Source organism: Rufibacter glacialis, from assembly GCF_008271745.1.
Taxonomy (GTDB): Bacteria; Bacteroidota; Bacteroidia; order Cytophagales; family Hymenobacteraceae; genus Nibribacter; species Nibribacter glacialis.
This window is the reverse complement of sequence record NZ_VKKZ01000020.1, coordinates 344701-368524: the sequence shown is the minus strand read 5'-3', so window position 1 is coordinate 368524 and position 23824 is coordinate 344701. Positions and strand designations below refer to the sequence as shown.

The following is a 23824-nucleotide window of genomic DNA, read 5'->3' as shown; positions in this document are numbered from 1 at the left end:
GGGCTTTTTAACCTCTCAAAAAGGCCAGCAGCGGCTGGATAAATCGCTCGTAAGCTTCTATGTGCGGCAGGTGCCCCACGTTCTCCAGTTCCACCAATTTTGCGTTCTTAATTTTTTTGGCGGTCTCTTTGCCCAACAGGGGGTAATTGCCCAATTTCTCGCGCACGGCGGCTGGGGCGTTGGCTTTGCCCAGGGCGGTGCGGTCGCGTTGGCCCATGATCAGGAGCACGGGCATTTGGAGCTGGTCAAACTCATACACCACCGGCTGGGTGAAAATCATGTCATAGGTCAAGGCCGCATTCCAGGCTACCTGAGGATAATCTGGTCCGGTGATCCAGCCGGCCAGCAGGTTGGCCCATTGGTCGTAGGCTGGTTTCCATTGGCCGCCGTAGTAATTCTCCAGCTGGTATTTCTTAATGCCTGCCTGCGTCTGCTTCAACTCACCGGCGTACCATTTCTCCACCGATTGGTACGGCACCCACCGCTTCCAGTCTTCCAGCCCGATGGGATTCTCCAGAATAAGTTTCTCGGTGAATTCTGGGTACATGAGGGCAAAACGGGTGGCCAGCATCCCGCCCATGGAGTGCCCCAACACGGCGGCTTTTTTAACCCCCAGACTATCCAACAAACCTTTGGTGTTCTGGGCCAGCATCTGGAAGGTGTACTGGATGTTCTGGGGCTTTGACGATTTGCCAAACCCAATCTGGTCTGGTATGATGACCCGGAAGCCATTTTTAGCCAGGTCCTGCGCCGTCTGTTCCCAATAAGCCCCATTGAAGTTTTTCCCGTGCAGGAGCACCACCGTTTGGCCGTTCGGCTTCTGGGGCTTTACGTCCATGAAGGCCATTTTGAAGGCTTGCTTCTGCACCTTCACCGGATGGAAAGCCACCGGGAAAGGATAGGTATAATTCGTTAACTCAGCGTCTAACGGTTTTAGCTGCGCCTGGGAAAAGAAAGCGCTAAACAGGAAGAGAAAGAGGAGGGAGGTTCTGAAACGTTTCATGGTTAAGTGGTCAGGTAAGCCAGGTAAAATACTGGCAGCGGCAAAGGCCCCGGCGGGTAGCGTTTTTTTTTTTGCCTGTTTTTGCCAAAAGGGCCCCAAAGCTCAACGCGCCGTTTCGGCTCCTGGTATTCAGGTGGCCCTGGCGGCGGAGGGAGGCTATTTGGCGGCCACGCGCCAAAGCGAGCCGCTGGCATCATCTGCCACCAGCAGGGCCCCGTCTTTGAGAACCGCCACCCCCACAGGCCGACCATGCACTTTTTTGTGGTCGGCCTCTGAGACAAAGCCGGTCAGGAAGTCCTCAGGTGGACCGGCGGGCTTGCCGTTATGGAAAGGAACGAACACCACCTTATACCCTGACAGCACAGACCTGTTCCAGGAACCGTGCTGCCCAATGAAGGCCCCGCCCCGGTACTTGGCCGGAAAGGCGGCCCGGTCATAGAAGGCCAATCCCAGAGAGGCGGTGTGCGCCCCCAGGGGAACATCAGGAACCAGGGTTTTCTTTACCAGGTCTGGGCGCTGGCCTTTCATTCTGGGGTCTTCATTGGGCCCGAAATAAGCATAAGGCCAGCCATAGAACCCGCCGTCCTTCACGCTGGTTAGGAAATCGGGGACCAGGTCATCGCCTAGTTCATCGCGCTCGTTCACGGCGGTCCAAAGGGTGGTGGTGCCCGGCGCCCAGCCCATGCCTACCGGATTGCGGAGGCCGCTGGCGTACACGCGCTCGCCGGTGCCGTCTGGGTTGATCTCCAGGATATTGGCCCGCCGCACCTCGTGTTCCATGCCGTTCTCGCCGTTGTTGCTGCCAGAGCCAACCGCTACGTAAATTTTGGAGCCGTCTGCGTTGGAGATAAGGTTGCGGGTCCAGTGGTTGTTATAGCCACCGGCGGGTAAGTCCATGATTTTGGTGCCCCGGCCTTTGATCCTGGTTTGCCCCGGCTGGTAAGGGTAGCGCCAAAGGCCATCGGTATTGGCTACGTAGAAGTAGTTGTTCAACACCAGCATCCCGAAGGGGCGGTTCAGGCCGCTCAGGAAAATGGTTTGCACCTCGGGCACGCCGTCTTCGTTTGCATCGCGCAGCAGGGTGATGCGGTTGGCGCTTCGGCCAATGTTCTGTGATTTGGCTAACCCCGACCGTTTGGCCTCTATCCGCTCCTTGCCTCTTTTCTCCGTGGTGGCTTCGGCCACGAAAATATCGCCGTTAGGGGCCACGTAAATCCAACGGGGGTTGGCCAGGTTCCTGGCGAACTCCGTGACGGTGAAGGCCGCTGGGGCCTGGGGCATTTTCCCGTCGCGCCAGCCAATGACCTCGCTGTAGTTGGTAACCGACTCCGTGGCATAGGGAGCAGGCAGGTTGATCTGGTTCAAGGCTGGGGTGCCGGCAGCCTTTTCTTTGTTTGAGGAAGTGTTACAGGCCGCGAGCATACTTCCCACCAGCAGGCAGGCGCCGGGGATCTGGTATAATTTCATAAAAAGAGGAGACCGTAAATGAGGTTGTATACGTGCTTTCCCCAGGAAGTTAAAACAAGCCCCTAGGCCCACTCCAACCTCCCCAGGATTCAGGACCGTTTTCACCGAATAAGGCCAAAAATAGGCAGTAATCTCCGGGTACCAAAGTTCAGAGGGGCTCAGGGGTGATAGACTACACCGCAAGAATACCCCTGGCACTAGTGTCCTCTACTGCTTCCCGGATCGTTTTCTCCGCTGGGGTTCAACTTCCTGAGGTCATTAAAAGTGGAAGAATAAAGGAATCTTTCTGCTAACAGAAAAAGTATAAGTATTTTTTATCCTATAACTGCGCTGGAGCAAATGCTTTTATTGAAAAATAAGACAAAAACAGACCGAAGCCTTGGCAGGGGCAGTCCTTTGTTTAAAAGTCCGTTCAAGATGCAACCTGGCTCAGTGCGAGAAATCAAGTGCTTGCATTCAAGGGATGAATTTGGTGGATGAGGGGCCTGTAGCTTCTTTTCCAGGGGTACCTAATCACCTTGGTTGAAAGTCTGAAAAATAGGATAATTATGGAGGATGGCGGGGGTGGGGTACCTACTGAGCATAAGGAGCCCCAGGCTTTTTCCATTTAAGATTAGCCGTGCCTTTCCCTTACGGGGAAGTAAACGGTTTATAATGAGAAGGTAAACGGTTTATACTGTTCTTTACGGGAAAATACGCTTTCTCTAAGAAGGATTCATAGATGAGAGGGCAACTTCCGTATACTGGTTCTGGAATAATAATTTACTTATGAGAAGAAAGGATGTAATACTGACAACGCTCCTGGACAACGTGGAGGGTACCGCTGAGCCAGAGGATCATCCTACGTCTTGTCATCTGGTTTCAGACGTGACCCAACTTCCGGTACACCACGTGATTTCCCTTAGTGAAGAACTCGCGGAAGAAGGATTTGTCACCATCAGTACGCTGCATGATCCGCCCTTGCTGTATTTAACAATTCCGGGAGTGGCCCGCGCCCGGCGGCAACGGAACCAATAGCGAGAACCTTTCCTTTTGCCTATTTTTGGAGAAGCGTGGTTCACCCAATTTCCTTCAAATAATAATGCAGCACGTGCTGCGTGAATTTCAATCCTTCCTCTACATCGCCGTACTCTACCTGGGTTTTGGCAAATTCCAGTTTCATGATGCAGTAGTTGATCACGTGCCCGTGGATTGCCTCCATCGCCTTGTCTTCATAGACCTCCTGCAAAAGAGCCAGGGCCTCCTTCAGATAACCCAGTAACTCCAGGCTGATTCCTTGCTCCTCCTGCGCCGTCACCTCCAGGTTTTCCAGCTTTGCCAGAAGATCTTGGAGAGCCTCCGTCGTTGTTTCCTTTCTCTCCATCGCCGTGCTACCGTTTAAGGCCCATTATTTGTGAAATAAGCCCGAAGTACAAGATCCTAATCCTCAGAATGCGGAAGGTGTTCCGTTGCCGTTGATCCTAGCCCCAGACGCCCCTAGCGGCCTCCGGGTTTTTCTTAAGTAGATATACGCGCCGGTGCCTGCCTATCTATGGATTATTCGGTTAAGTTAGTTGGAGGGGAGGTAGCGCCATATTTTTGAGAAACCCTCTGGTTTAAGGCCGTTTTTAAATAAATAGGACCAAAAACCAGTCTTTTTCCTCTTTTTGTAGGAGGAATCCTTCATTCGCTTGCCTTCTGATTCTTTCAATAGGAGCAAACCTTGATTCTGCTTGCACCGCTTGGCTGTGGTAACAGATGCTGAATTCTGCTTCCTTAAAGGGGAGAGAAGCTTGTGGTCACCCATACGGGAACATACAAAACCCCGGCTGGTGTGGCCGGGGTTTGTAAAAAAGTAGGGAAAGTCAATACTTTCAGGAGGTTAGAGAACCACTTTAGTTGGCTCTGAGGCAGCCTGCACGTGCAGGGAGTGCTGGTGGATTTCCTGGAAGATCGCTTTCACAAAAACCTCCTCCAACCCTTCGCGGGCGGCGGCTTTCAGGCGAAGGTCCATCACCTGCTCCCAACGGCCCGTCTGCAGCAGGTTCATCTTGTTTTCTTTCTTCAGGATACCAATCTGCTTGGCCACCGCTGACCGGCGCGCCAACACGTTGATCAGCTCATTGTCCAGGTAATCAATCAGGTTCCGGAGCTCGCTCAGTTCTTCTTCGTTTTGGGTAGATTCCAGGGAAACCCGCTCCACCACCAGGGAGGCCAGCAGTTGCGCCAATCCTTCCGGGGTCACCTGCTGAGAAGCGTCACTCAAGGCTACGTCAGGGTTGCAGTGGGTCTCAATCATAAGGCCGTCTACCTGCAGGTTCAAGGCCTCCTGGCTGATTTGCTGCAGTAAAGAGCGTTTGCCGGCAATGTGGCTAGGGTCACAGATCAACGGAATCTCCGGTAACAGTTTCTTGAATTCGTAGGCCATGTTCCACTTGGGGTGGTTGCGGTACGGACGGCTGTCAAAAGAGGAGAAGCCCCGGTGGATAGCGGCCAGGTCTGTGATGCCGGCGCGGTTCAGTCGCTCCAGCGCTCCCAGCCACAGTTGCAGGTCAGGGTTAACCGGGTTTTTCACCAACACGGGAACGTCAACGCCTTCCAGCGCATCTGCGATCTCCTGCACTGAGAAGGGGTTCACCGTGGTACGGGCGCCTACCCACAGAATATCCACGCCTTGTTTGAGGGCATCATTCACGTGCTCAGCGGTGGCTACCTCACAGGCGGTGAGCAGGCCAGTTTCCTCTTTCACGGTCTTCAGCCATTTCAGGCCCTGTTTCCCTATCCCCTCAAATGCGCCTGGCCGGGTTCTTGGTTTCCAGATACCGGCCCGGAAAATGGTGACTTCAGGCACCGACTGCAAACCGCGGGCGGTGGCCAACATCTGCTCTTCGCTCTCGGCGCTGCAAGGCCCCGCAATAATCAAGGGTTGGCCGTCGGCCCGTTTAAAGACTGATTTAGGCGCGAGGTTTAAATGCTTTGTACTCATAAGGAAAGTTCGGGCTTGGCCGAGGTTAAATGGGTTGAAATTCTGTTTGTAGCTTCTTCAATCTTGTTTTCGGGGAGGCAGAGGGACACCCTGAGGTATCTTTCTCCCTGGGTCCCGAATATTTTTCCGGGGGTGAGGAACACGCCCGCTTCGTAGAGGATCTCGTCTAGAAAGGCTTCCACGTCGGTGACTGTTTGGGGCACCCGGGCCCAGACAAACATGCCCACCGCGTTTTTTTGGAAAGAACACCCCAGGAGTTCTAACAGTTCATAAACCTTCTGGCGGCGCTGGGCATACACGGCGTTGCGGGCCTGGTGCCAGCTTTCTGGGTTAGACAAGGCTTTAATAGCGGCGTGCTGCACCGGCTGGAACATACCGGAATCCAGGTTGCTTTTAACCCGCAGCACGTTCTGGAGGTAATCCTGGCGGCCCAGCACCATGCCCACGCGCCAACCCGCCATGTTGTGGGATTTGCTCAGGGAGTTGAATTCCAGGCAGCACTCACTGGCCTGGGGCAGCGAAAGCAGACTCAGGGGTTTGCCGTGGGGCAGCACCAGGCTGTAAGGGTTGTCGTTGGCCAGCAGGAACTGGTGTTCCAGGGCTAGTTGCACCAAGTTTTGCAGGGCTTCGGCCGTGGCCTCGGCGCCGGTGGGCATGTGCGGGTAATTCACCCACATCAGTTTCACGCCGCCTTCGGCCAGCAATTCCTGTAGTTCCTGCGGGTCTGGCAGCCAGCCGTTTTCTTCTTTCAAGGTATAAGCCACGGGCACTGCGCCCACCAATTTGGCGGTGGCGGCGTAGGCCGGGTAGCCAGGGTTGGGCACCAGCACCTTGTCGCCGGGGTTCAGGAACGCCATAGACACGTGGAAGATGCCTTCCTTGGAGCCCATCAGGGGCAGGATTTCCTTTTCGGGGTCCAGCTCCACCGCGTACGTTTGCTGGTACCAGCGGGCAATGGCCTGCCGCAGCGGGGCAATGGAGTTGTACGGTTGGTAGCCGTGCACCCCGGCCGTTTGGCTTGTGTTCACCAAAGCCTGCACGGTCTCTTCAGACGGGTCCATGTCCGGGTCGCCTATGCCCAGGTTGATGATGTTGCGGCCCTGGGCGTTGAGGGCGCGTACTTCGGCCAGTTTGCGGGAGAAGTAGTATTCCTGCACCTGCTGCAAGCGGTCTGCGCTGGGTATGATCATGCTAGTTCTGGTTGGGCTTTTAAAATATCTGACAGGCAACCGGCCATCCGGTCCTGCGGAAGGGGAGCCTCGGCTTTAGGGTACACGCCCAGAATGGTGTGCGTAGGGGCCACCGTCTGGAGGGCGGCCAAGGCCTGGGTGATGCAGGCCGCCTGATCGCTTTCCAACTCCAACACCCATTCTTCCGGCTGGCCGGGGTTAGGCGAAGGAAGCAGTTGCAGCATGGTCACGTCCAATGCGCAGGGCTCCAGTTTCTCCAGGATGCTCTCCAAAGAGAACTGTACCACGGGGTAGGGCAGCAGCAAGGTAGCTTTGGTAGCGGCCTTGGGTTGGGTTTCGCGGGTTAATACCACAAATCGGGTGTAATTCTCCACGTCATTGGCCACGTTGTGGTGCAAGACCTCCAGCCCGTATAACTCGGCGGCTTTCTGGCTCGCAATGGCGGCCACGCCGGTAATGTGGTCTTCTTTCAGCAACCGGGCCGTGTCTGCCGTGTCTGAGGTTTCCTTCGTGCTGACGCCAGCCATGCCCTCCAGGTAATCACAGCACTGCAGCAAGGCAATGGGGTGCGACCACACTTCTTTGATGTCTTCCAGTTTCTGTCCGGGTAAGGCCATGAGGGTCTGGTCCAGCAATAACCAGCACTCGGCGGTGATGGAGAAGTTAAACTGGTCCATGAGCCGGTAGTTGGGCAGCAGGGGGCCGGCCAGGGAATTCTGAACCGCCATGACCGCGAAGTCTGCCAGGCCAGAGGCCAGCGTTTGGCACAGTTCGGTAAAAGAGGCGCAGGAAAGCGTGCTCACCGAAGAGGCTGGGAACAGTTGTTTGGCGGCAGTTTCGTGGAAAGAGGCGGGGCCTCCCTGGATGGCGATTTTTAAGGCTCTGTTCATAACGAAAAAAGCCCCGCTAATGGCGGGGCTCTGAGGTTTTTCTTTTTGTATGTTAACGCAAAGTCTTACCTGTTGAGCCCCGGCTGAGGTCCAAAAAAGTAAAAACCGTAAAAGTAAGAATTGCGCTGAATCATTGTCTTGCTGTAAGGATGCTCAAACTTACGTGCCGCCTCTTTTACTTCCAAACCTTTGGGGAAAAATAATTAAAAAAATTTACTAAAACGCTTGTTAGTTTGAAGGATTTACCCCATAGTCAATCATTCGTTTGAAAAGTATTAAGGAATTCTCCGCCTTCAGCTTCTTTTAAAGGCCTTTTTCTAAAAACAGGCAAGAATTGGATGGTTGGTCTATTGGGTTTGCTTTTTGGCTTTCTGGGCTAAAAGAGCCCTCAGTTTCTGGAACGTCTTTAAGGTACCTATGTCGGCGGTGGCGTTCACGAGCCAGCTGGGAATGGCCCCGCCCGGGTCAACGGAGAACTGGTATTCCACCTTGATCTTGTTGCCCGGCAGCTGCCTGATGTCCCAGGTGGCCAGGGAGGAGGGAATCCGGACAAACCCTTCCTGGTTGGGCAGATACCCGGGCAGGCTGCGGACCTCTACCCGCGCGGCGTTGTCTCTGGCCACGGGGAAGAAAAGGGCCTCTACCACCAGGTCCTGGTCGGTGAGGGGCCAGGGCATGTCGGCTTGGGTATAATAAACCAGGGCGTTTTCGCTCTTCTTTTTCAAAAGGGTGGTCTTCCGGTTCAGGTAAACCCAATCTGGGTGGTGCTCCACGTTCTTCAGCACCTGCACCAGGTTCTGGGTGGTACCAGGCAATTCGCACACTACCTTTAGCTGCTTTAACTGGGCCTTTTCCAGGTTTTTGGTGTACACGGCAATGCCGTCCTGGTTTTTCCGGAGTTGCCAGGTTTCCTGGCCGTGGGAAGGGGAAAGAAACCAGGGAGCCAAAAAGAGGAAAAGAAGAAGGCGGTACTTGTTCATGCCCAGGATAAAAGAGGGGCAGGCCCCTTTGAAAAGGCCTGCTGTCCCGTGAGGAAAGAAAGACAGGGCGCTACTGGATTTAGGTTTATTTTTCAAAAAAGGTCACTAAACCGGTTTCCACGTCATACATGCCGCCAACCACTTTGATGAGGCCCTGCTGTTCCAGGTCAGCGATAATAGGGCTTTCGGTCCTGATTCTTTGCAGGGTTAAATGCACATTGGCCTCGGTGACCTGGTATACAAAATCAGGGGTGCTGCCGGAGTCATGCGGAGGATTGGCGCTGACCTGGTCAATGGCCGGTTGTATTTTATGAAGCAACCCTGTGAGGTAACCCAGTTCCACCTTGTTACAGGCCCCCGAGATGGCGCCGCACCGGGTATGGCCCAGCACCAGAACAATCTTGGTGCCTACCACCTTGGTGCCAAACTCCATGCTGCCCAGAATGTCCTCGTTCAGGATATTGCCCGCAATCCTGATGCTGAAGATGTCGCCCAGGCCCTGGTCAAAGATCAGTTCCGCTGAGGTGCGGGAGTCCATGCAACTCAGGATGGTGGCGAAAGGGTGTTGCCCTTCCTTGGTTTCGTTCACCTGCTGCAACAGGTTGCGTTGGGCTTTCAGGTTTTTGATGAAACGCCCGTTGCCTTCTTTCAAGAGCTGGAACGCCTGGTCTGGGGTTAATTGATTCTGGGTTTCTTTAGATTGGGTATACATGCAATAGCAGTCTTAGGAAGGATTATAAAATATAGAAGCCGAAAGGTACCTGTACGGAATGTCTTTCTTGTGGGAGCATTTGCTTCAGGTTGGTTTCAAGGATTTTGGCAATGGTAGTCAAGGGCGCAAGATTACTGCGCCGGTTCCGAAACGGGCCCTGTAAATAAAAGGCAGATTTCTCCCACAGAAAAAAGATAGACAAAAACACCTAGAGCAAAGGAAGCTCAAACACCAGCTCCACTTCCCGCAAAGAAAACGAATGAAGAGGACAAACCAATGAATTGCCAAAAGCTGTATCAGGAGGTAGGTGGGGCAGACAAAGAACAATGAGGTCTTTCTAGGAATAGCCGCCCTTACAAGTGATGGAGGAGTTCCAGAACGAGGCAAAATAAGGCTTGGGCTTGCTTATCTTTTGCCACTGGAATATAAGGAATAGGAACTGGCGGGAATGGCAGGGAGAAGGCTCGTCTCTGAAAAAAAAGTAAAAAATCGGCAAGCCTGTAAGCCGGGTTTTGTCCTCTGCCCAAAGGCAGATGGCTTATCATTTATCTAGGCCCGCCCTCACGGAGGGGCTCCATCAACCTACCCACTGACATCGGACGAGCAGCCCTTAGCCTCTCCCGAAGGCGAGGCGCTGTCAGCCTATTTGGTCTTTCAACTCCTGAGGTTTACCCAGCCGGACTAGTCGCCTAACCGCTGGTGCGCTCTTACCGCACCTTTTCACCCTTACCCTCTTTTAATTAAGAATTGGCAATTTAGAATTAAGAATCAATTCGTAATTCCTAATTTTTAATTCCTAATTAAAAAGAGGGCGGTTATTTTCTGTGGCACTGGCTGTCACCTGGCCGTCGCCCGCCAGGTGCCTTCCCGTTAGGAAGCAGGATGCTCTGCGTTGCCCGGACTTTCCTCCCCGCCCGAAGGCGCAGCGATAAGCCGGCTTGCCGATTTTTGACAAAGGTAACGCTTTCTGCCCGCATCTGCGGTACCCGGCGGTTCTGTTTTAGCTTCGTTTTCCCTATAACAGGCCTGAAGCCTTGCCTTTCCTGTCTAATGTCTAAGCCTCAAGCATGGAAGCAGGAATTCTTTCCTTACAAGTCGGGCTTCCGCTGGTTCCTTCGCAGGGAATTCCCTAACTTAAATTCAGGTCTTAGGTCTGGGTATCCCGGGCTTTCCCTGCTTCCTACGCCGCCAATAGCTAAGGTACGTATGGAAGAAGGAGTAGCCCCAGGGAGGTTCTTTACCTTCCAGTAAAAAAGGGGGTAAGCACTTGAACCCTGAGGAGACCTATAATAATCCGCCATGCGTGAAAACGGAAAGATTTTTATGGAAAGAATAGCTGATAATGACCTGGCTCACCTGCTGGATCAAATAGAAGGCCTGCTGCAGGAAGGGGCGGCGCTGGAAGAAACCTTCGCATCTCCCTTACAGAAGGTGCACCCGGTGTTTGCTGAGGGCGCCAGAAACCTGATCCACTACCTGGCCCTGCGCAAACACGACATCAGGGTTCTTCAAATGCAGTTGTCGGCGCTGGGGCTTTCCTCCTTAGGGCGGGCCGAAAGCCACGTGCTGGCCAACCTGATGGCGGTACGCAACCAGTTGCGGCTGCTCTGGGCCTATACAACCCACACCACGCCTGATCTGGTACCTTTTCCGCCAGCCAATACCCACCTTTCTTCCCACATCACTGCCTTGCTGGGGGAAGCCTCGCCTGGCCGGAAAGGCCGCATCATGATCACGTTTTCCTCCGACATTGCCGAGGACTATACCATTGTGCGCGACTTGTTGCTGAGTGGCATGAACTGCGCCCGCATCAACTGCGCCCATGATGACATCACCGTGTGGGAGAAAATGGTAGGGCATATCAAAAGAGCCGAACAGGAAACCGGCCTCCGGTGCAGCATCTTGTTTGATTTGATGGGACCCAAGCTTCGGACCGGTGTCTTAAAACCGGGGCCCCAGGTGGTGGCTATTCACCCGCGGTTCAACGAGGTAGGGGAGATCCTGGCGCCCGCCAAAGTGTGGTTGGCGCCCAAAGGCGCCACTAGCCCAAGCTCGGTAGACCTTTCGTTGGAAATGCCAGCCGATTGGTTGGCGAACGCCAGCGAAGGGGATACTATCTTCTTCAAAGATACCCGCAAAAGGAAAAGGGCCTTTACGGTGGTGAAAAAGCGGGAAGACGGTCTGCTGGTGCATCTGCTTAAATCGGCGTTCCTGAGCACCGGCACGCAACTCATGCTGACCACCAAAACCGGCAAGAAATTCAAACAGGCCATAGGAGAATTACCTTCTATGATGGTCCCGCTGAACCTGAGAATAGGGCAGGAGCTTGTGCTGCACCGCGAGAACATTCCCGGCGAAGCTGCCCGCTATGACCACGCCGGCTATGAACTGGAGCCGGCCCACATTTCCTGCACCTTGCCTGAGGTCTTTGCCCGGGTGAAGCCAGGGGAACCCATCCTGTTTGACGATGGGGAGATAGAAGGCGTGATTGAAGAGGTAACCCCAGACCTGTTACGCGTGCGCATCACCGCCGCCGATGAGGCTGGCAGCAAACTTCGGCCCGACAAAGGCATCAACCTGCCGGAGAGTGACCTGCAACTGCACAAGCTCACCGAGAAAGACCGCGAAGACCTGGCCAAGGTGGTACCGCACGCCGATGTGGTGAACCTCTCCTTTGTGAGTCACCCGGGTATGGTGGAGGAGTTGCAGGAGGCCCTGGTGCAGCACGGTGCTGAGCACATTGGCATTATGCTCAAGATTGAAACGAAGGCCGCTTTTGCCCACTTGCCTCACCTGCTGCTCACTCTCATGCGCAAGCACCCGGCCGGCATCATGATCGCCCGCGGCGACCTGGCCGTAGAATTGGGCTGGAAACGCCTGGCCGAAGTACAGGAGGAAATTCTCTGGATCACCGAGGCCGCCCATCTGCCGGTGGTGTGGGCCACCCAGGTACTGGAGAAACTAACCAAGAAAGGCCGGCCTTCGCGCGCAGAAATCACGGATGCCGCCATGGCCCAGCGCGCCGACTGTGTCATGTTGAACAAAGGCCCCTTCATCCTGAAATCCATTTCCCTGTTAGACGATATCATGAAACGCATGCAGGAACACCAGCACAAAAAAACCTCCCTGCTCCGGATGCTGCACGTCTCAGAAGTAGGAGGCCAATTGATGGGTTAGTTGTTAGTTATTAGGAGGAAGACCTGCCTGTCTTAAACTAGCGCAAGTCACCGGATTTGGGCTGGCGGATGAGGGGAGTCTCCAGACTCCCGCTATGATTTAAATAAATGGTAGAATTTTCTAGGCATGTATCATTCATTTTGAATCCACTTCTTAGAAAACAGGTGGTAAACCTCCTCCTGCCAGCATAAGGAAAACTTTTTTCAAGGCTCAGGAATTACTTCCGAGCCTTAAAAGAGTTAGATAGGCATGGAAGAAACCTCCACGTCTTAGAAAACAGATGAAGCCCCTGTAGGATTGAATTCCATACAGGGGCTTCATCTGTTTTGGAGCTGTTATAAAGAAACCAAGCTGAAAACTTTCAAATTTCCAGCAGGCTACAACTAATCACTAACAACTAACAACTAATCACTAAAAACTAAACACTAGCAACTAACCATAGGCAACTACTTCAGAGATACTTTGGTAGCCCCGTACCCGAACTTCTCCTTGCGGGCATCTTCATAGAACTTGATGTGCGGGTTGCGGCTGAGCAGTTTCTGGATTTCCTTTTTCAGGACACCGTTGCCTGTGCCGTGGATGAAGATGATCTCGTGCATGTTGGCGGCCAGGGCGCGGTCCAGGTTGTCCTGGAAAACACTTAACTGGTGGCGCAGGATCTCTGAGTTGCTCATCAATTTTGGGTCCTCATTGGGCAACAATACTTCTATATGGAGGTCTACCTCATGGTTGGGTGCGGCCACTTTGGTGGGATCTGTTTGGCCGCCGGCTTCGGTTAACTGCTCCTGGATCTTATCTGGGTTCACCAAGACCGGTTTGGCGTCCAGCTGGAACACATAGCCTTCTTTCTGCAGGACCGGGGCGGTTTTCTTGCTCTTATAGAAAGAAGAGGCTTTGAATTTCAGCTTACGGGTAATGGGTTCCAACAAGGTGCTGGTGCCGGTTTTATGCTGCAGGTATTGCACCACCAGGTCGGGCCATTTCTCAAAATCATTGAGGTGCAGGTGCGTTACCGGTTTGGTTTTCTTAGGGGTGAGTTTGTCGTTGTTCAGGGCGCGGTAGCCTTTCTCGGTTTCCTCGCCAAAGGTGAACAGCAGGTCGAACTCCGAATTGTTCACCAGGTGCACGGCCAACAGTTCCGGCGTTTGGTGCACCAAGGCCACGTAGATGCCCGCCACGGCCGTGGAAGGAACCACAGGGGCTTCCTTCTTCTTAGGCGGTTCAGGGGCAGCCGGGCCAGTCCGGAACATCTCCGCTTCTTCAGGGGCAATCACCACCACCTCGCGGCGCATAACCGGAATAGTGAAATCATTGTCAATGGCCACTTCCACCAGGTTGTTGTCCAGGAAGCGGGTGATCACGCCTTGTTCTTTTCCGTGCATCAACCGCACGCGGTCTCCTATATTCATGTTGCTTTAAGTCAGATTTTAATAAAAAAGGCCATAAACAGAGCCTTTCCACAAAGGTACGCAAAAGGTAGGGGATAGAGAGTTGTTGATCCTTTCCATTACTTCCCTAGAGTATGTTCCTCTATTCAAGATCTTTATGGCCTTAGCTAACCATTTGACGGTTTGGGATTTCACTTAAAAAAGGTGGGGAGGTAGGTGGAAGGTATCTTTAACCTAAGGAACCAAGCTCATATAAGGTAGGAATGATTAGGTAAGTTCACACCTCCTCAGCATCTTAACACTCTCCTTTTTAAATTATTTTAAATTTATTTCTTGAGAAAATTATGGATTCACCTAACTTGAGCGATCAAATCTTGAATAATGGCAGAATTAGAAGTTGTTAAACACACCAAAGCAGTTTTTAAAATCATGAAAGATTCCAAAACAGATTGGAAGCACAAATTAAAAGAGACTTTCATTGAAATTGGGATCATTGTCTTTGCTATCACCTTGTCTTTATGGCTGCATAACTGGAGTGAGCAAAACCATGTAAGACAGGAGGAAAAGGAGTTTTTGACCGGTCTAAAAATAGACCTCGAAAAGGATCTGGAAGAATTGAAAGGAGATGCAAAGACCTATAGGTTTGTACATGATGGGTTTGGCTACTTTTATAGTGTAGCCTATGGAACACCGTTGCAGCAGGACAGTTTGAAAAAATACCGATGGATCCTCTACAACACTACCCAGTTTAATTCAAATAACAGTCGTTTTGAAGGATTGAAGGCTTCTGGCAAATTAGGTATAATAGAGAACAAAGAATTGCTTACCAGTATTCTGGAGTTATATCAAGAAGACATACCATGGCTGATAAGCCTGAACGCTGATCACAACACGTATAAATCGGAGAAGCTGGAACCTGCTATGTTTACTCATTTGATTCTGGATAAGAATCAAAATGGCAACTGGGAGAGCGCATTCCGGGAACCCAAGGTTCAAAACTTATTATGGCAGTTTTCGAACTTTAAAGAGGTAATAGGGCAGTACGAAAAGGTAATCGCAAAAAATAACAAAATACTAGCCCTAATTGATAAAGAGGATTTATAAGTTTTTATAAGATTTTAAAACATAATCCACCTTGCTTCCCAGCCTGAGGGAAAGGTATTTGAAAACGGTTAATCCTAAGAATGCCTCCATTTAATTAGCTACCGAAAGGAAAATCTTAGCTAAGGGGGGAAAATGCTTAAATATTACTTCTGTTATACTTCCAGCCTGAGGGTACCTTAAAGATTGGGGTCTTAAAAGACCTTTCCTTTCTACGGAAAGCCTATCCCAGCCTATCACTTGAACGCCTGATACCCGGCAGCCTCTGAATCGCTAGTCACGGTAGTAAATCCGCGCCATAGAGGTAGTGGCAGACCTCACAGGTTTTGAAAACTTGTGAGGTCTGCCACTACCACCCTTTTCCAGAGGGAAAAACCTTTGCAAAAAATAGGAATGCGTGGGAGACAAGGCGGTGCCCTTGTCTCTACAAGGGTTTAAACACCACCGTTTCTGCTACTTTCCCTTGTTCCAGTCTTCCCCGAGCGCGCCTCGCTTTTGGCCCTAGATATACAGTTACTAAGAGAGACAAACAGCTCAGGCCGAAAGGGCAGTGCGAGAGGGGAAGACGGGGCCTCGCGGCCGTGAGCGCTTACCGGCAGCTATGGAAAGAGCCGTGCCTGGGCCACCGCTAGCAGCGGAAATGCCGAGGGAATAGCAGAAGGCATGCATTACACCGCTTATTATCAAAAATAGGCAGAGCGCTCACGAAAACAACCACCACAAAGGAATTTGAGGAACCTTAAACTGCCTCAAAAATACAACCCATGCATCTTCCATCCCTGCCTTCCATTATACTCCAACGCCGGGGCCGGAAACTTAAAGATGGACAACACATAAAAAGCACTTTTCAGGAATTTGCTACGGGTGTGAATAGCCTGCCAGTTCAGGTCTACGCTGAGATAATACTGCCGATAAGCGTGCAAGCCCAGCGTCCGGTTGGCCGCGGCGTCATTAAATACCATTTCCTCAACCCCATACCCTAAAGCAGGGTTCAGCCATTTAGGGAACCGGGAGGTAGGGGAGAGAAACTTAGCCAGGTCTACACTAAGCCAGTAGGTGTGGCCATTATAGTCTTTCAGGAATTCTTCTGAGAGCCCGTTTCCCAAGACATTGGGGCGCAGGGGAGCATAAGGAGTTCGATGGAAGGAATATTTGGGAAGCACCCGCAGTTCCCCCCAGGCCAGTTGCTGGCCAATGACCGCTAAAGAGCCCGCGGTATTTGCGGCGATGTCCGTGAACGAGGCGCCATAGGCAGGGGAGCGGCCGTCAAAGTATTCAATAGGGGTCTGGAGCACAAACCCCAGGGCGCCGCCATACCAGATGGCCTTCTTCTCAGAAACGCCCGCTTTCCGCAGGAGATCCGCCCCCAGCCGGCTTTCATGGAAAGCACCCCAGAAATGGCCGGCCTTGTCCAGCTGTTTCCATTCATGCGAATCATTAAACCAATGGAAACGGGTTTTTTCCTTTTCATACCAGGTGTGGTTCAGGTAGACGAGCCCACCTACGTAGACCGTAGCCGCGCCGGCCGCCAACCATGGAAGGTGCCTTTTAAACGAAGGCACAGTGTCTCTGGCAAGGGCTGTTTCCTGGGTATATACCGATTGCGCCTGGGCCGGAAAGGTAGCGGAGACCCACAGAAGTAGCAACCTGGTGAGCAGAAGATAGGAAAAGCGGTAAGGCTGTTTGGGCACAGGGTAAAAATACGGAATGAATCTGCTTTTCGCCTTCTTTTTGAAAAACAGACATTTTTTTCGGGGTTTATTTGCAAATCATTTTCTGGCTCCTACATTTGCAACATGAACAATACGCAATTCACGCACATCGCCTGGTGGCACACACGTCAAAACTGATGGGTGAACCACTTGCTGTGCAGAAATGCAATAAATAACAAGGCTCGGATTCACCCGGGCCTTTGGTGTTTTTAAACCGTTCTACTAACCGTTGAATCAAACCAGAATGAAGCAGGTACATCTAATCGTGAAGAACTATTGGTGGCACTCATCAGATGATGTGTGAACAGCAGGCCTTTGCCTAGACTAAACTTGCCTATTTTATAAAGGCTTGCTGTTCCACCTAAACAGCAAGCCTTTTTTTATACTTTTTTATGAAGACCTACACCTTACAAACCAAATACCGCCAACTGCTCGCTGATACCGTTACCCCGGTAGGCATTTACCTGCAGCTCCGCGACAAATACCGCAACTGCCTGCTGCTGGAAAGCTCCGACTACCACGGCCACGAGAACAGCTTCACCTACATCTGCTGTGAGCCCATCGCCGAGTTCCGGTTGAAAGACAGTGTACTGCGCCAGTCGTACCCAGACGGGACGGTAGAGGAGCAGGAACTGGTGGAGAAGCGCGAGGCGGTGGCTTTGCTGCAGGCCTATTGCGGCAAGTTTAAATCAGAGCAGGGGCCGTTTGGGTTTATCCAGAATGGGTTGTTCGGCTATATGTCGTTTGAGGCGGTGCAGTACTATGAGCAGCTGAACCTGCGGCAGAAAGAAACAGCCCACCCCGAGATGCCCGAGATCCTGTACCAGGCCTTCCGGTTTGTCATTGCCATTGACCACTTCAAAAACCAGCTCTACATTTTTGAGCATTCCCTGGAAAATGCCCCGGAAACCGACGGGCTGGATGAACTGGAGACCAACATCCGGAACAAGAACATCCCGTCCTTCCATTTTTCCACCACCGGCCAGGAAACCACCAACTTCACCGATGAGGAGTTCCTGCGGGTGATTGAGGAAGGCAAGCGCCACTGCCACCTGGGCAACGTGTTCCAGATTGTGCTCTCGCGGCGGTTCTCGCAGGGCTTTCAGGGCGATGAGTTCAACGTATACCGTGCGCTGCGCTCCATCAACCCTTCGCCGTACCTGTTCTTCTTTGACTACGGCAACTTTAAGATCTTTGGGTCTTCGCCCGAGGCGCAGTTGACCATCAAAAAAGACACCGCCACCATCTTTCCCATTGCGGGCACCTTCAAGCGCACTGGCAATGACCTGCAAGACGCCGAGCTGGCGCAGAAACTCTATGATGACCCCAAGGAGAATTCAGAGCACGTGATGCTGGTAGACCTGGCCCGCAACGACCTCAGCCGCCACGGTGACCAGGTAAAGGTGGAGGTGTTCAAAGAAGTGCAGTATTACTCACACGTGATTCACCTGGTGTCTAAGGTAACGGCCCAGTTATCCAACCCCCAAGGCTCAGTGCAGATGGTGGCCGATACGTTTCCGGCGGGTACGCTGTCGGGGGCTCCTAAGCACCGGGCGCTTACCTTGATTGATGAACTGGAGCCCACCGGGCGCGGGTTCTACGGGGGGTGCCTGGGTTACCTGGGGTTCGGGGGCGATTTTAACCACGCCATCATGATCCGTTCGTTTATGAGCGTAAAGAACAAACTGTACTTCCAGGCTGGGGCAGGGGTGGTGGCCAAATCAGACACCCACAGTGAGCTTAATGAGGTGCACCACAAATTGGCCGCCCTCCGCAAAGCCCTGGAGAAAGCCGCCACCATTTAAGGAAATAAACAGAATCATGTTTAAAGCCTTTCTTTAACTATAGAGGCCTAAAATAAGAAGTACCTAAATTTTACAGATAACGGCAGACCTATTCCTATCATGAAAATACTTGTCTTAGATAACTACGATTCCTTTACCTACAACCTGGTGCAACTGCTTCGGGAGTTGGGCTACGGGGAACAGCTGGAGGTGCACCGCAATGACCAAATCAGCCTGGAAGAGGTAGAGCGGTTTGAGATCATCCTGCTTTCGCCGGGGCCGGGGGTGCCCAGTGAGGCGGGTATTATGCCGGCGCTCCTGCAGCGGTACGCGCCTACCAAACGGATCATGGGCGTGTGCCTGGGGCACCAGGCCATTGGCGAAGCCTTCGGGGCTCAGCTGGCCAACCTGCAGGAGGTTTTCCACGGGGTTTCTGCCACCATGCGGGTGGTGAACAGCAAAGAACCTATGTTCCACCAGCTGCCACCCACCTTCAAGGTGGCCCGCTACCATTCCTGGACCGTGGTGCCGGAGTCGGTGCCTTCTGCCTTATCTATTACGGCGGTAGACGAGACGGGGGAGGTCATGGCCCTTCGGCACAGCCAGTACGATGTGTGCGGCGTGCAGTTCCACCCGGAATCCATCCTCACCGACTACGGCAAGGAGATGATGCAGAACTGGTTGCAGAACCCCACCAAGCGTAAAAAACAATGGACCACCTTTGCCGCCTCCCTAACTCTATGAAACAGGTACTGCAACAATTGATAGAACACAAAGCCCTTTCCAAAGACACTGCAAAGCAGGTGCTCCTGAACATTGGGCGCAACCAATACAACCCCAGCCAGATGGCGGCCTTCATGACCGTGTACCTCATGCGCAACATCACCGTGCAGGAACTGGAAGGGTTCCGGGAGGCCATGCTGGAACTGTGCCTGGTGCCGGAACTAGGTACCGACCAGGTAATTGACCTCTGCGGCACCGGCGGCGATGGCAAAGACACCTTCAATATCTCTACGCTGGCTTCTTTTGTGGTGGCCGGCGCCGGGTACAAAGTGGCCAAGCATGGCAACACCGGGGTGTCCTCTATCTGCGGCTCTTCTAACGTGATGGCGCATCTGGGCTTCACCTTCACCAATGACAGCGCCACCCTGCGGCAAAAGCTGGAAGAAACGAATATCTGCTTTTTACACGCGCCCTTGTTCCACCCGGCCATGAAAGAGGTAGCCCCCATCCGGAAAGACCTGGGGGTGAAGACGTTCTTTAACATGCTGGGCCCCATGATCAACCCGGCCAAGCCGAAGTTCCAGATGGTGGGCGTTTTCAGCCTGGAGTTGCTTCGGTTGTACACCTACCTGTACCAACAGACCGGCAAGCGCTTTGTGCTGCTGCACGCCCTGGACGGTTATGATGAGGTTTCCTTGACGGGCGCCTTTAAAATGGTGACCCCACAAGGCGAGCAGATTCTGCAACCTTCAGACCTGGGCTTGCCCACCTACCAGGAAAGTGACCTGTCGGGGGGCAGCACCATTGAAGCCTCAGCAGCCATCTTCATGAACGTGCTGGAGGGCCGGGGAACCCCCGCCCAGCAAGATGCCGTAGTAGTCAATGCTGGTTTGGGTATTTATTGTTCAGATGAACGCCTTACCTTGCAGGAATCTTTGCAGAAAGCCCGCCAGTCGCTCAACAACGGATTGGCTTTGAAAACCTTTCACGCGTTATTAGCTTAACTTTTTTATGTCTTTGACCATTTTAGATAAGATCATCGCCCACAAAAGGCAGGAAGTAGCCGACAAGAAAAGCCTGGTGCCTACTGCCCTGTTAGAACGCAGCCTGTATTTCCCTGCTCAACCGGTGTCCATGCGCAAGTATGTGCAGCGCCCAGACCTGACTGGCATCATTGCCGAGTACAAGCGCAATTCCCCCTCCAAAGGAGTCATCAATGCCTACGCCCCGGTAGAGCGTACCTCTATCGGGTATATGCAGGCGGGGGCTTCGGCTTTGTCTATCTTAACGGATACCACCTTTTTTGGCGGCAAGAACGAAGACCTCACCACCGCCCGGAAGTTCAATTTCTGCCCTATTCTGCGCAAAGACTTCGTGGTGGAGGAATACCAGATCCTGGAAGCCAAGTCTATCGGGGCCGACGCCATCCTGCTCATTGCGTCGGTGCTTTCCAAAGAGGAAGTGAGCCAGCTGGCCCAGTTCGCCCATTCCCTGGGGCTGGAGGTGCTGCTAGAGGTGCACAACCGCGAGGAACTGGAGCGCACCCTCACTCCGCACGTAGATCTGATAGGTGTGAACAACCGCAACTTGCATGATTTCAGCGTAGACCTGAAAACCTCCGTGGAACTGGCCGGTTTTATTCCTGACGAGTTCGTGAAAGTATCAGAAAGCGGGTTGAGCGAACCGGCCAGTATCCTGGAGCTTCGGCAGCACGGATATGAGGGCTTTCTGATGGGAGAGGCCTTCATGCGCCAAAGCCGGCCCGAGAAAGCCTGCGCCGCCTTTGTGGAGGACCTGAAAAAACTGGAGGCCGCTGCGGCCACTTTCTCTATCTGATCCGTTTTGCGGCGGTTTCTGAAAAATTACGGGAAAAACCAGGCCTGACAAGCCACCCCTAGATTCTTCCCCTGCCGTTATTACCTTTGCTTTCAGCCTCTTCAGACAAAAAGAGGCGGAAAACCGCCCCACCACCATACCACCCAGCCGCCCCAGAGTCCTGCTCTGGTACCGCTTTCCACAGAACCAGACAAACAAACAAATACAACATAGAATGCCAAATAGAAACCTTAAAATAAAGGTATGCGGCATGAAGTACAGTGAGAACATTGAAGAACTCCTGTTGCTCCAGCCAGATTTCGTGGGCTTTATCTTTTATGAGAAGTCCCCCCGGTTCATCACCACGCAATGGGCGGTTTTCTCGTCCGTCTTTCCGGAAGATACCCGCAAGGTGGGGGTCTTTGTAGACGAGGAAGTGGAGGTGATCTTACACAAAGTGACGGAGATGGGCCTGGAAGTGGTGCAGCTGCACGGGCAGGAGTCTCCGCAGATGTGCCTGGAATTGCAGGACGCCGGACTTACGGTTATGAAGGCCTTCCGGGTAGAGGCTGATTTTGATTTTGAGGAACTGCGCGCGTACCAGGACTGCTGCAACTACTTCCTCTTTGACGCCAGCGGCGCCCATCCGGGGGGGAACGGGGTTCGGTTCAACTGGGAATTGCTTCGGGAGTACCCTCTGGATACGCCTTATTTTTTAAGCGGCGGCATTGGCCTGGAGCACCTGGAAGAGATCAAAGCCCTTCGTTTACCCCACCTGTACGGGGTTGACCTGAATAGCAAATTTGAGGTGCAGCCGGGCTTGAAGGACATTGATCGGTTGAAAGGATTTATGGAAGGATTGCGTGCTTAATATTTGTTTTTGAATACGTTATAGGAAGTGAATGAAAGTTTTCCTTCCTGTGCAATATACTTTACTTACATGGAATACAGAGTAAATGACCGTGGCTACTATGGCCAATTTGGCGGGGCCTTCATTCCTGAGATGCTGTACCCCAACGTGGAAGAGCTGCGGGACAAGTACTTGGGCATACTGCAGGAGCCGGACTTCCAGGAGGAGTTGCAGGAGCTGCTGCGAGATTACGTGGGCCGGCCCACACCCTTGTACCACGCCAAGCGTCTGTCAGAGAAATACAACACCAAAATCTACCTCAAGCGCGAAGACCTGAACCATACCGGGGCCCATAAAATCAACAACACGGTTGGGCAGATTTTGCTGGCGAAACGGCTGGGCAAGACCCGCATCATCGCGGAGACCGGGGCCGGGCAGCACGGCGTGGCCACCGCCACCGTCTGCGCGCTGGCGGGGCTGGAGTGCATTGTGTACATGGGCAAGATTGACACCGAGCGGCAGCGCCCCAACGTGGAGAAAATGCGGCTGCTGGGTGCCACTGTGGTGCCGGTGACCTCTGGTTCCCAAACCTTGAAAGACGCCACCAATGAGGCCATCCGGGACTGGATCAACCACCCCGAAGACACGCACTACATCATCGGTTCAGTGGTGGGGCCGCACCCATACCCCGACATGGTAGCCCGTTTTCAGGCCGTTATCTCAGAGGAGATCAGAAAACAGCTGCTGGAGAAGGAAGGGCGCGAGTTACCGGATTATGTTGTAGCCTGCGTGGGCGGCGGTTCCAACGCGGCCGGGGCTTTCTATCATTTCCTGGATGACCCATCGGTGAAACTAGTGGCCGTGGAAGCGGCAGGCCTAGGCGTAGATTCCGGGCACTCGGCGGCTACCTCCATGTTAGGCAAAACAGGCATTATCCACGGCAGCAAGACCTTGCTCATGCAAACCGAAGACGGCCAGATCACCGAGCCTTATTCCATCTCCGCGGGTCTTGATTACCCCGGGGTGGGGCCGCAGCACGCGCACCTTGCCCAAACCGGCCGCGCCCGCTTTATCGCCATCACAGACGCGGATGCCATGGAAGCCCTGCGGGAGCTGAGCCGCCTGGAAGGGATCATCCCTGCCATTGAAAGCTCACACGCCCTGGCGGCCCTCAAAGAGATAAACGCCGGCCCAGACGAGGTGGTGGTACTGAACCTATCGGGCCGTGGCGACAAAGACCTTTCTACCATTCTCACTTACTTTGAACAACAAGATGCCTCAAAATAGACTCACGCGCCTGTTCCAGGAGAAAAGCGGAAATCTACTCAATATCTACTTCACCGCCGGTTACCCCAAGTTGGAAGACACGGTGACCATTTTGGAGGAACTGGAAGCCGCCGGCGCTGATCTGGTGGAGATCGGTATGCCTTTCTCTGACCCGCTTGCCGATGGGCCGACTATTCAAGCCAGTAATCAGGTGGCCTTGGAGAATGGGATGTCTATCAAGATGTTATTGAGCCAACTGGCTCAAGTGCGGGAGCGGGTTTCTTTCCCCATTATCCTGATGGGTTACTTGAACCCGGTCATGCAGTACGGCTTTGAGCGCTTTTGTGAAGAGGCCGCCCGGGTTGGGGTTGACGGCCTTATTCTACCTGACCTTCCGTTTGCCGAGTACGAGGAGGAATACAAGCCGGTGCTGGAGAAACACGGCCTCAGCCTCATTTTTCTTATCACGCCCCAGACCTCAGAGGCCCGCATCCGGCAGATTGACGGGTTGACTAATTCCTTTATCTACATGGTCTCCAGCGCCAGCACCACCGGCAGCCAGGTACAGGCCAGTGATGCCCAACAGGCGTATTATGCCAAAGTGCGCAGCCTGGGCCTGAAAAACCCGGTGCTTATCGGTTTCGGCATCAGCGACAAGCCCTCCTTTGAACTGGCGTGCCAATCAGCCCACGGAGCTATCATTGGCAGTGCCTTCATCAAAGCGCTGCAGAAACCCGCTGAGGTACGTGAAAATGTAAGGTCGTTCCTGAAAACACTTAGGTAAATTTGGAGATTTTAAGA

General features: G+C 53.0%; 20 protein-coding genes and 1 other RNA gene. 10 read left to right on the top strand and 11 right to left on the bottom strand.

The window, feature by feature from the left end:
• Positions 1-7: 7 nt before the first annotated feature.
• The gene (locus FOE74_RS09775) at positions 8-1003 is read right to left on the bottom strand and encodes an alpha/beta fold hydrolase (protein ID WP_149098415.1); all 996 of its coding nucleotides are present in this window, start codon (positions 1001-1003) and stop codon (positions 8-10) included.
• A gap of 156 nt (positions 1004-1159) precedes the next feature.
• A complete protein-coding gene (locus tag FOE74_RS09770) occupies positions 1160-2470 on the bottom strand; it encodes a PQQ-dependent sugar dehydrogenase (protein ID WP_149098414.1) in 1311 nt (436 codons plus the stop codon).
• A gap of 768 nt (positions 2471-3238) precedes the next feature.
• On the opposite strand from FOE74_RS09770, the gene FOE74_RS09765 reads away from it, so the two are divergent.
• Positions 3239-3487 carry a hypothetical protein gene (locus FOE74_RS09765; protein WP_149098413.1) on the top strand — a complete coding sequence of 83 codons (249 nt, stop codon included), beginning with the start codon at positions 3239-3241 and terminating at the stop codon, positions 3485-3487.
• Between the two features lie 40 nt (positions 3488-3527).
• Here FOE74_RS09765 and FOE74_RS09760 read toward each other — a convergent pair whose 3' ends face one another.
• From FOE74_RS09760 to rnpB, 7 genes are all read right to left on the bottom strand, one after another.
• Positions 3528-3833 carry a hypothetical protein gene (locus FOE74_RS09760; RefSeq protein ID WP_149098412.1) on the bottom strand — a complete coding sequence of 102 codons (306 nt, stop codon included), beginning with the start codon at positions 3831-3833 and terminating at the stop codon, positions 3528-3530.
• 498 nt (positions 3834-4331) lie between these two features.
• Complete coding sequence (locus FOE74_RS09755) at positions 4332-5435, bottom strand: chorismate mutase (protein WP_149098411.1); 1104 nt, start codon at positions 5433-5435, stop codon at positions 4332-4334.
• On the bottom strand, positions 5432-6625 hold the full coding sequence (locus FOE74_RS09750; protein WP_149098410.1) for a pyridoxal phosphate-dependent aminotransferase: 1194 nt from the start codon (positions 6623-6625) through the stop codon (positions 5432-5434). Before FOE74_RS09750 ends, FOE74_RS09755 begins: the two co-directional genes overlap by 4 nt.
• Positions 6622-7515, bottom strand: a complete 894-nt coding sequence (locus FOE74_RS09745) for a prephenate dehydratase (protein ID WP_149098409.1) — start codon at positions 7513-7515, stop codon at positions 6622-6624. Before FOE74_RS09745 ends, FOE74_RS09750 begins: the two co-directional genes overlap by 4 nt.
• Positions 7516-7862: 347 nt before the next feature.
• Positions 7863-8495, bottom strand: a complete 633-nt coding sequence (locus tag FOE74_RS09740) for an START domain-containing protein (RefSeq protein ID WP_149098408.1) — start codon at positions 8493-8495, stop codon at positions 7863-7865.
• An 85-nt stretch (positions 8496-8580) separates the two neighbouring features.
• The gene (locus tag FOE74_RS09735; RefSeq protein WP_149098407.1) at positions 8581-9207 is read right to left on the bottom strand and encodes a carbonic anhydrase family protein; all 627 of its coding nucleotides are present in this window, start codon (positions 9205-9207) and stop codon (positions 8581-8583) included.
• A 485-nt stretch (positions 9208-9692) separates the two neighbouring features.
• Positions 9693-10152, bottom strand: an RNA gene (gene rnpB / locus FOE74_RS09730) — RNase P RNA component class A.
• A 378-nt stretch (positions 10153-10530) separates the two neighbouring features.
• On the opposite strand from rnpB, the gene FOE74_RS09725 reads away from it, so the two are divergent.
• Positions 10531-12384, top strand: a complete 1854-nt coding sequence (locus FOE74_RS09725; RefSeq protein ID WP_149098406.1) for a pyruvate kinase — start codon at positions 10531-10533, stop codon at positions 12382-12384.
• A gap of 446 nt (positions 12385-12830) precedes the next feature.
• On the opposite strand, the gene FOE74_RS09720 is transcribed toward FOE74_RS09725, so the two are convergent.
• Positions 12831-13793 (bottom strand): Smr/MutS family protein, encoded by a 963-nt coding sequence (locus FOE74_RS09720; protein WP_149098405.1) that lies wholly within the window; start codon positions 13791-13793, stop codon positions 12831-12833.
• Positions 13794-14153: 360 nt separating this feature from the next.
• On the opposite strand from FOE74_RS09720, the gene FOE74_RS09715 reads away from it, so the two are divergent.
• The gene (locus FOE74_RS09715; RefSeq protein WP_149098404.1) at positions 14154-14876 is read left to right on the top strand and encodes a hypothetical protein; all 723 of its coding nucleotides are present in this window, start codon (positions 14154-14156) and stop codon (positions 14874-14876) included.
• Positions 14877-15622: 746 nt separating this feature from the next.
• On the opposite strand, the gene FOE74_RS09710 is transcribed toward FOE74_RS09715, so the two are convergent.
• Complete coding sequence (locus FOE74_RS09710; RefSeq protein WP_225840758.1) at positions 15623-16564, bottom strand: DUF2279 domain-containing protein; 942 nt, start codon at positions 16562-16564, stop codon at positions 15623-15625.
• Positions 16565-16977: 413 nt separating this feature from the next.
• Here FOE74_RS09710 and FOE74_RS09705 point away from each other — a divergent pair, with 413 nt between their 5' ends.
• The 7 genes from FOE74_RS09705 to trpA all read left to right on the top strand — a co-directional run bounded on the left by FOE74_RS09705 (position 16978) and on the right by trpA (position 23807).
• Entirely contained in the window at positions 16978-18390 is a 1413-nt protein-coding gene (locus tag FOE74_RS09705; RefSeq protein WP_149098403.1) for an anthranilate synthase component I family protein, read from the top strand.
• A gap of 99 nt (positions 18391-18489) precedes the next feature.
• Entirely contained in the window at positions 18490-19113 is a 624-nt protein-coding gene (locus FOE74_RS09700; protein WP_149098402.1) for an anthranilate synthase component II, read from the top strand.
• Entirely contained in the window at positions 19110-20096 is a 987-nt protein-coding gene (gene trpD, locus FOE74_RS09695) for an anthranilate phosphoribosyltransferase (protein WP_149098401.1), read from the top strand. Before FOE74_RS09700 ends, trpD begins: the two co-directional genes overlap by 4 nt.
• A gap of 13 nt (positions 20097-20109) precedes the next feature.
• A complete protein-coding gene (gene trpC, locus FOE74_RS09690; RefSeq protein ID WP_149098790.1) occupies positions 20110-20928 on the top strand; it encodes an indole-3-glycerol phosphate synthase TrpC in 819 nt (272 codons plus the stop codon).
• Between the two features lie 214 nt (positions 20929-21142).
• A complete protein-coding gene (locus FOE74_RS09685; protein WP_149098400.1) occupies positions 21143-21778 on the top strand; it encodes a phosphoribosylanthranilate isomerase in 636 nt (211 codons plus the stop codon).
• Between the two features lie 69 nt (positions 21779-21847).
• Positions 21848-23044, top strand: coding sequence for a tryptophan synthase subunit beta (gene trpB, locus FOE74_RS09680; protein ID WP_149098399.1), 1197 nt, complete (start codon positions 21848-21850; stop codon positions 23042-23044).
• A complete protein-coding gene (gene trpA / locus FOE74_RS09675) occupies positions 23031-23807 on the top strand; it encodes a tryptophan synthase subunit alpha (protein WP_149098398.1) in 777 nt (258 codons plus the stop codon). Before trpB ends, trpA begins: the two co-directional genes overlap by 14 nt.
• Positions 23808-23824: the final 17 nt, after the last annotated feature.

Coding starts and splice junctions, on each gene's coding strand:
- FOE74_RS09770 (WP_149098414.1), bottom strand. CDS start 2,470: ATGAAATTATACCAGATCCCCGGCGCCTGCCTGCTGGTGGGAAGTATG.
- FOE74_RS09775 (WP_149098415.1), bottom strand. CDS start 1,003: ATGAAACGTTTCAGAACCTCCCTCCTCTTTCTCTTCCTGTTTAGCGCT.
- FOE74_RS09755 (WP_149098411.1), bottom strand. CDS start 5,435: ATGAGTACAAAGCATTTAAACCTCGCGCCTAAATCAGTCTTTAAACGG.
- FOE74_RS09745 (WP_149098409.1), bottom strand. CDS start 7,515: ATGAACAGAGCCTTAAAAATCGCCATCCAGGGAGGCCCCGCCTCTTTC.
- FOE74_RS09725 (WP_149098406.1), top strand. CDS start 10,531: ATGGAAAGAATAGCTGATAATGACCTGGCTCACCTGCTGGATCAAATA.
- trpB (WP_149098399.1), top strand. CDS start 21,848: ATGGAATACAGAGTAAATGACCGTGGCTACTATGGCCAATTTGGCGGG.
- FOE74_RS09760 (WP_149098412.1), bottom strand. CDS start 3,833: ATGGAGAGAAAGGAAACAACGACGGAGGCTCTCCAAGATCTTCTGGCA.
- trpD (WP_149098401.1), top strand. CDS start 19,110: ATGAAACAGGTACTGCAACAATTGATAGAACACAAAGCCCTTTCCAAA.
- FOE74_RS09750 (WP_149098410.1), bottom strand. CDS start 6,625: ATGATCATACCCAGCGCAGACCGCTTGCAGCAGGTGCAGGAATACTAC.
- FOE74_RS09740 (WP_149098408.1), bottom strand. CDS start 8,495: ATGAACAAGTACCGCCTTCTTCTTTTCCTCTTTTTGGCTCCCTGGTTT.
- FOE74_RS09705 (WP_149098403.1), top strand. CDS start 16,978: ATGAAGACCTACACCTTACAAACCAAATACCGCCAACTGCTCGCTGAT.
- trpA (WP_149098398.1), top strand. CDS start 23,031: ATGCCTCAAAATAGACTCACGCGCCTGTTCCAGGAGAAAAGCGGAAAT.
- FOE74_RS09700 (WP_149098402.1), top strand. CDS start 18,490: ATGAAAATACTTGTCTTAGATAACTACGATTCCTTTACCTACAACCTG.
- FOE74_RS09735 (WP_149098407.1), bottom strand. CDS start 9,207: ATGTATACCCAATCTAAAGAAACCCAGAATCAATTAACCCCAGACCAG.
- FOE74_RS09765 (WP_149098413.1), top strand. CDS start 3,239: ATGAGAAGAAAGGATGTAATACTGACAACGCTCCTGGACAACGTGGAG.
- FOE74_RS09685 (WP_149098400.1), top strand. CDS start 21,143: ATGCCAAATAGAAACCTTAAAATAAAGGTATGCGGCATGAAGTACAGT.
- FOE74_RS09720 (WP_149098405.1), bottom strand. CDS start 13,793: ATGAATATAGGAGACCGCGTGCGGTTGATGCACGGAAAAGAACAAGGC.
- FOE74_RS09715 (WP_149098404.1), top strand. CDS start 14,154: ATGGCAGAATTAGAAGTTGTTAAACACACCAAAGCAGTTTTTAAAATC.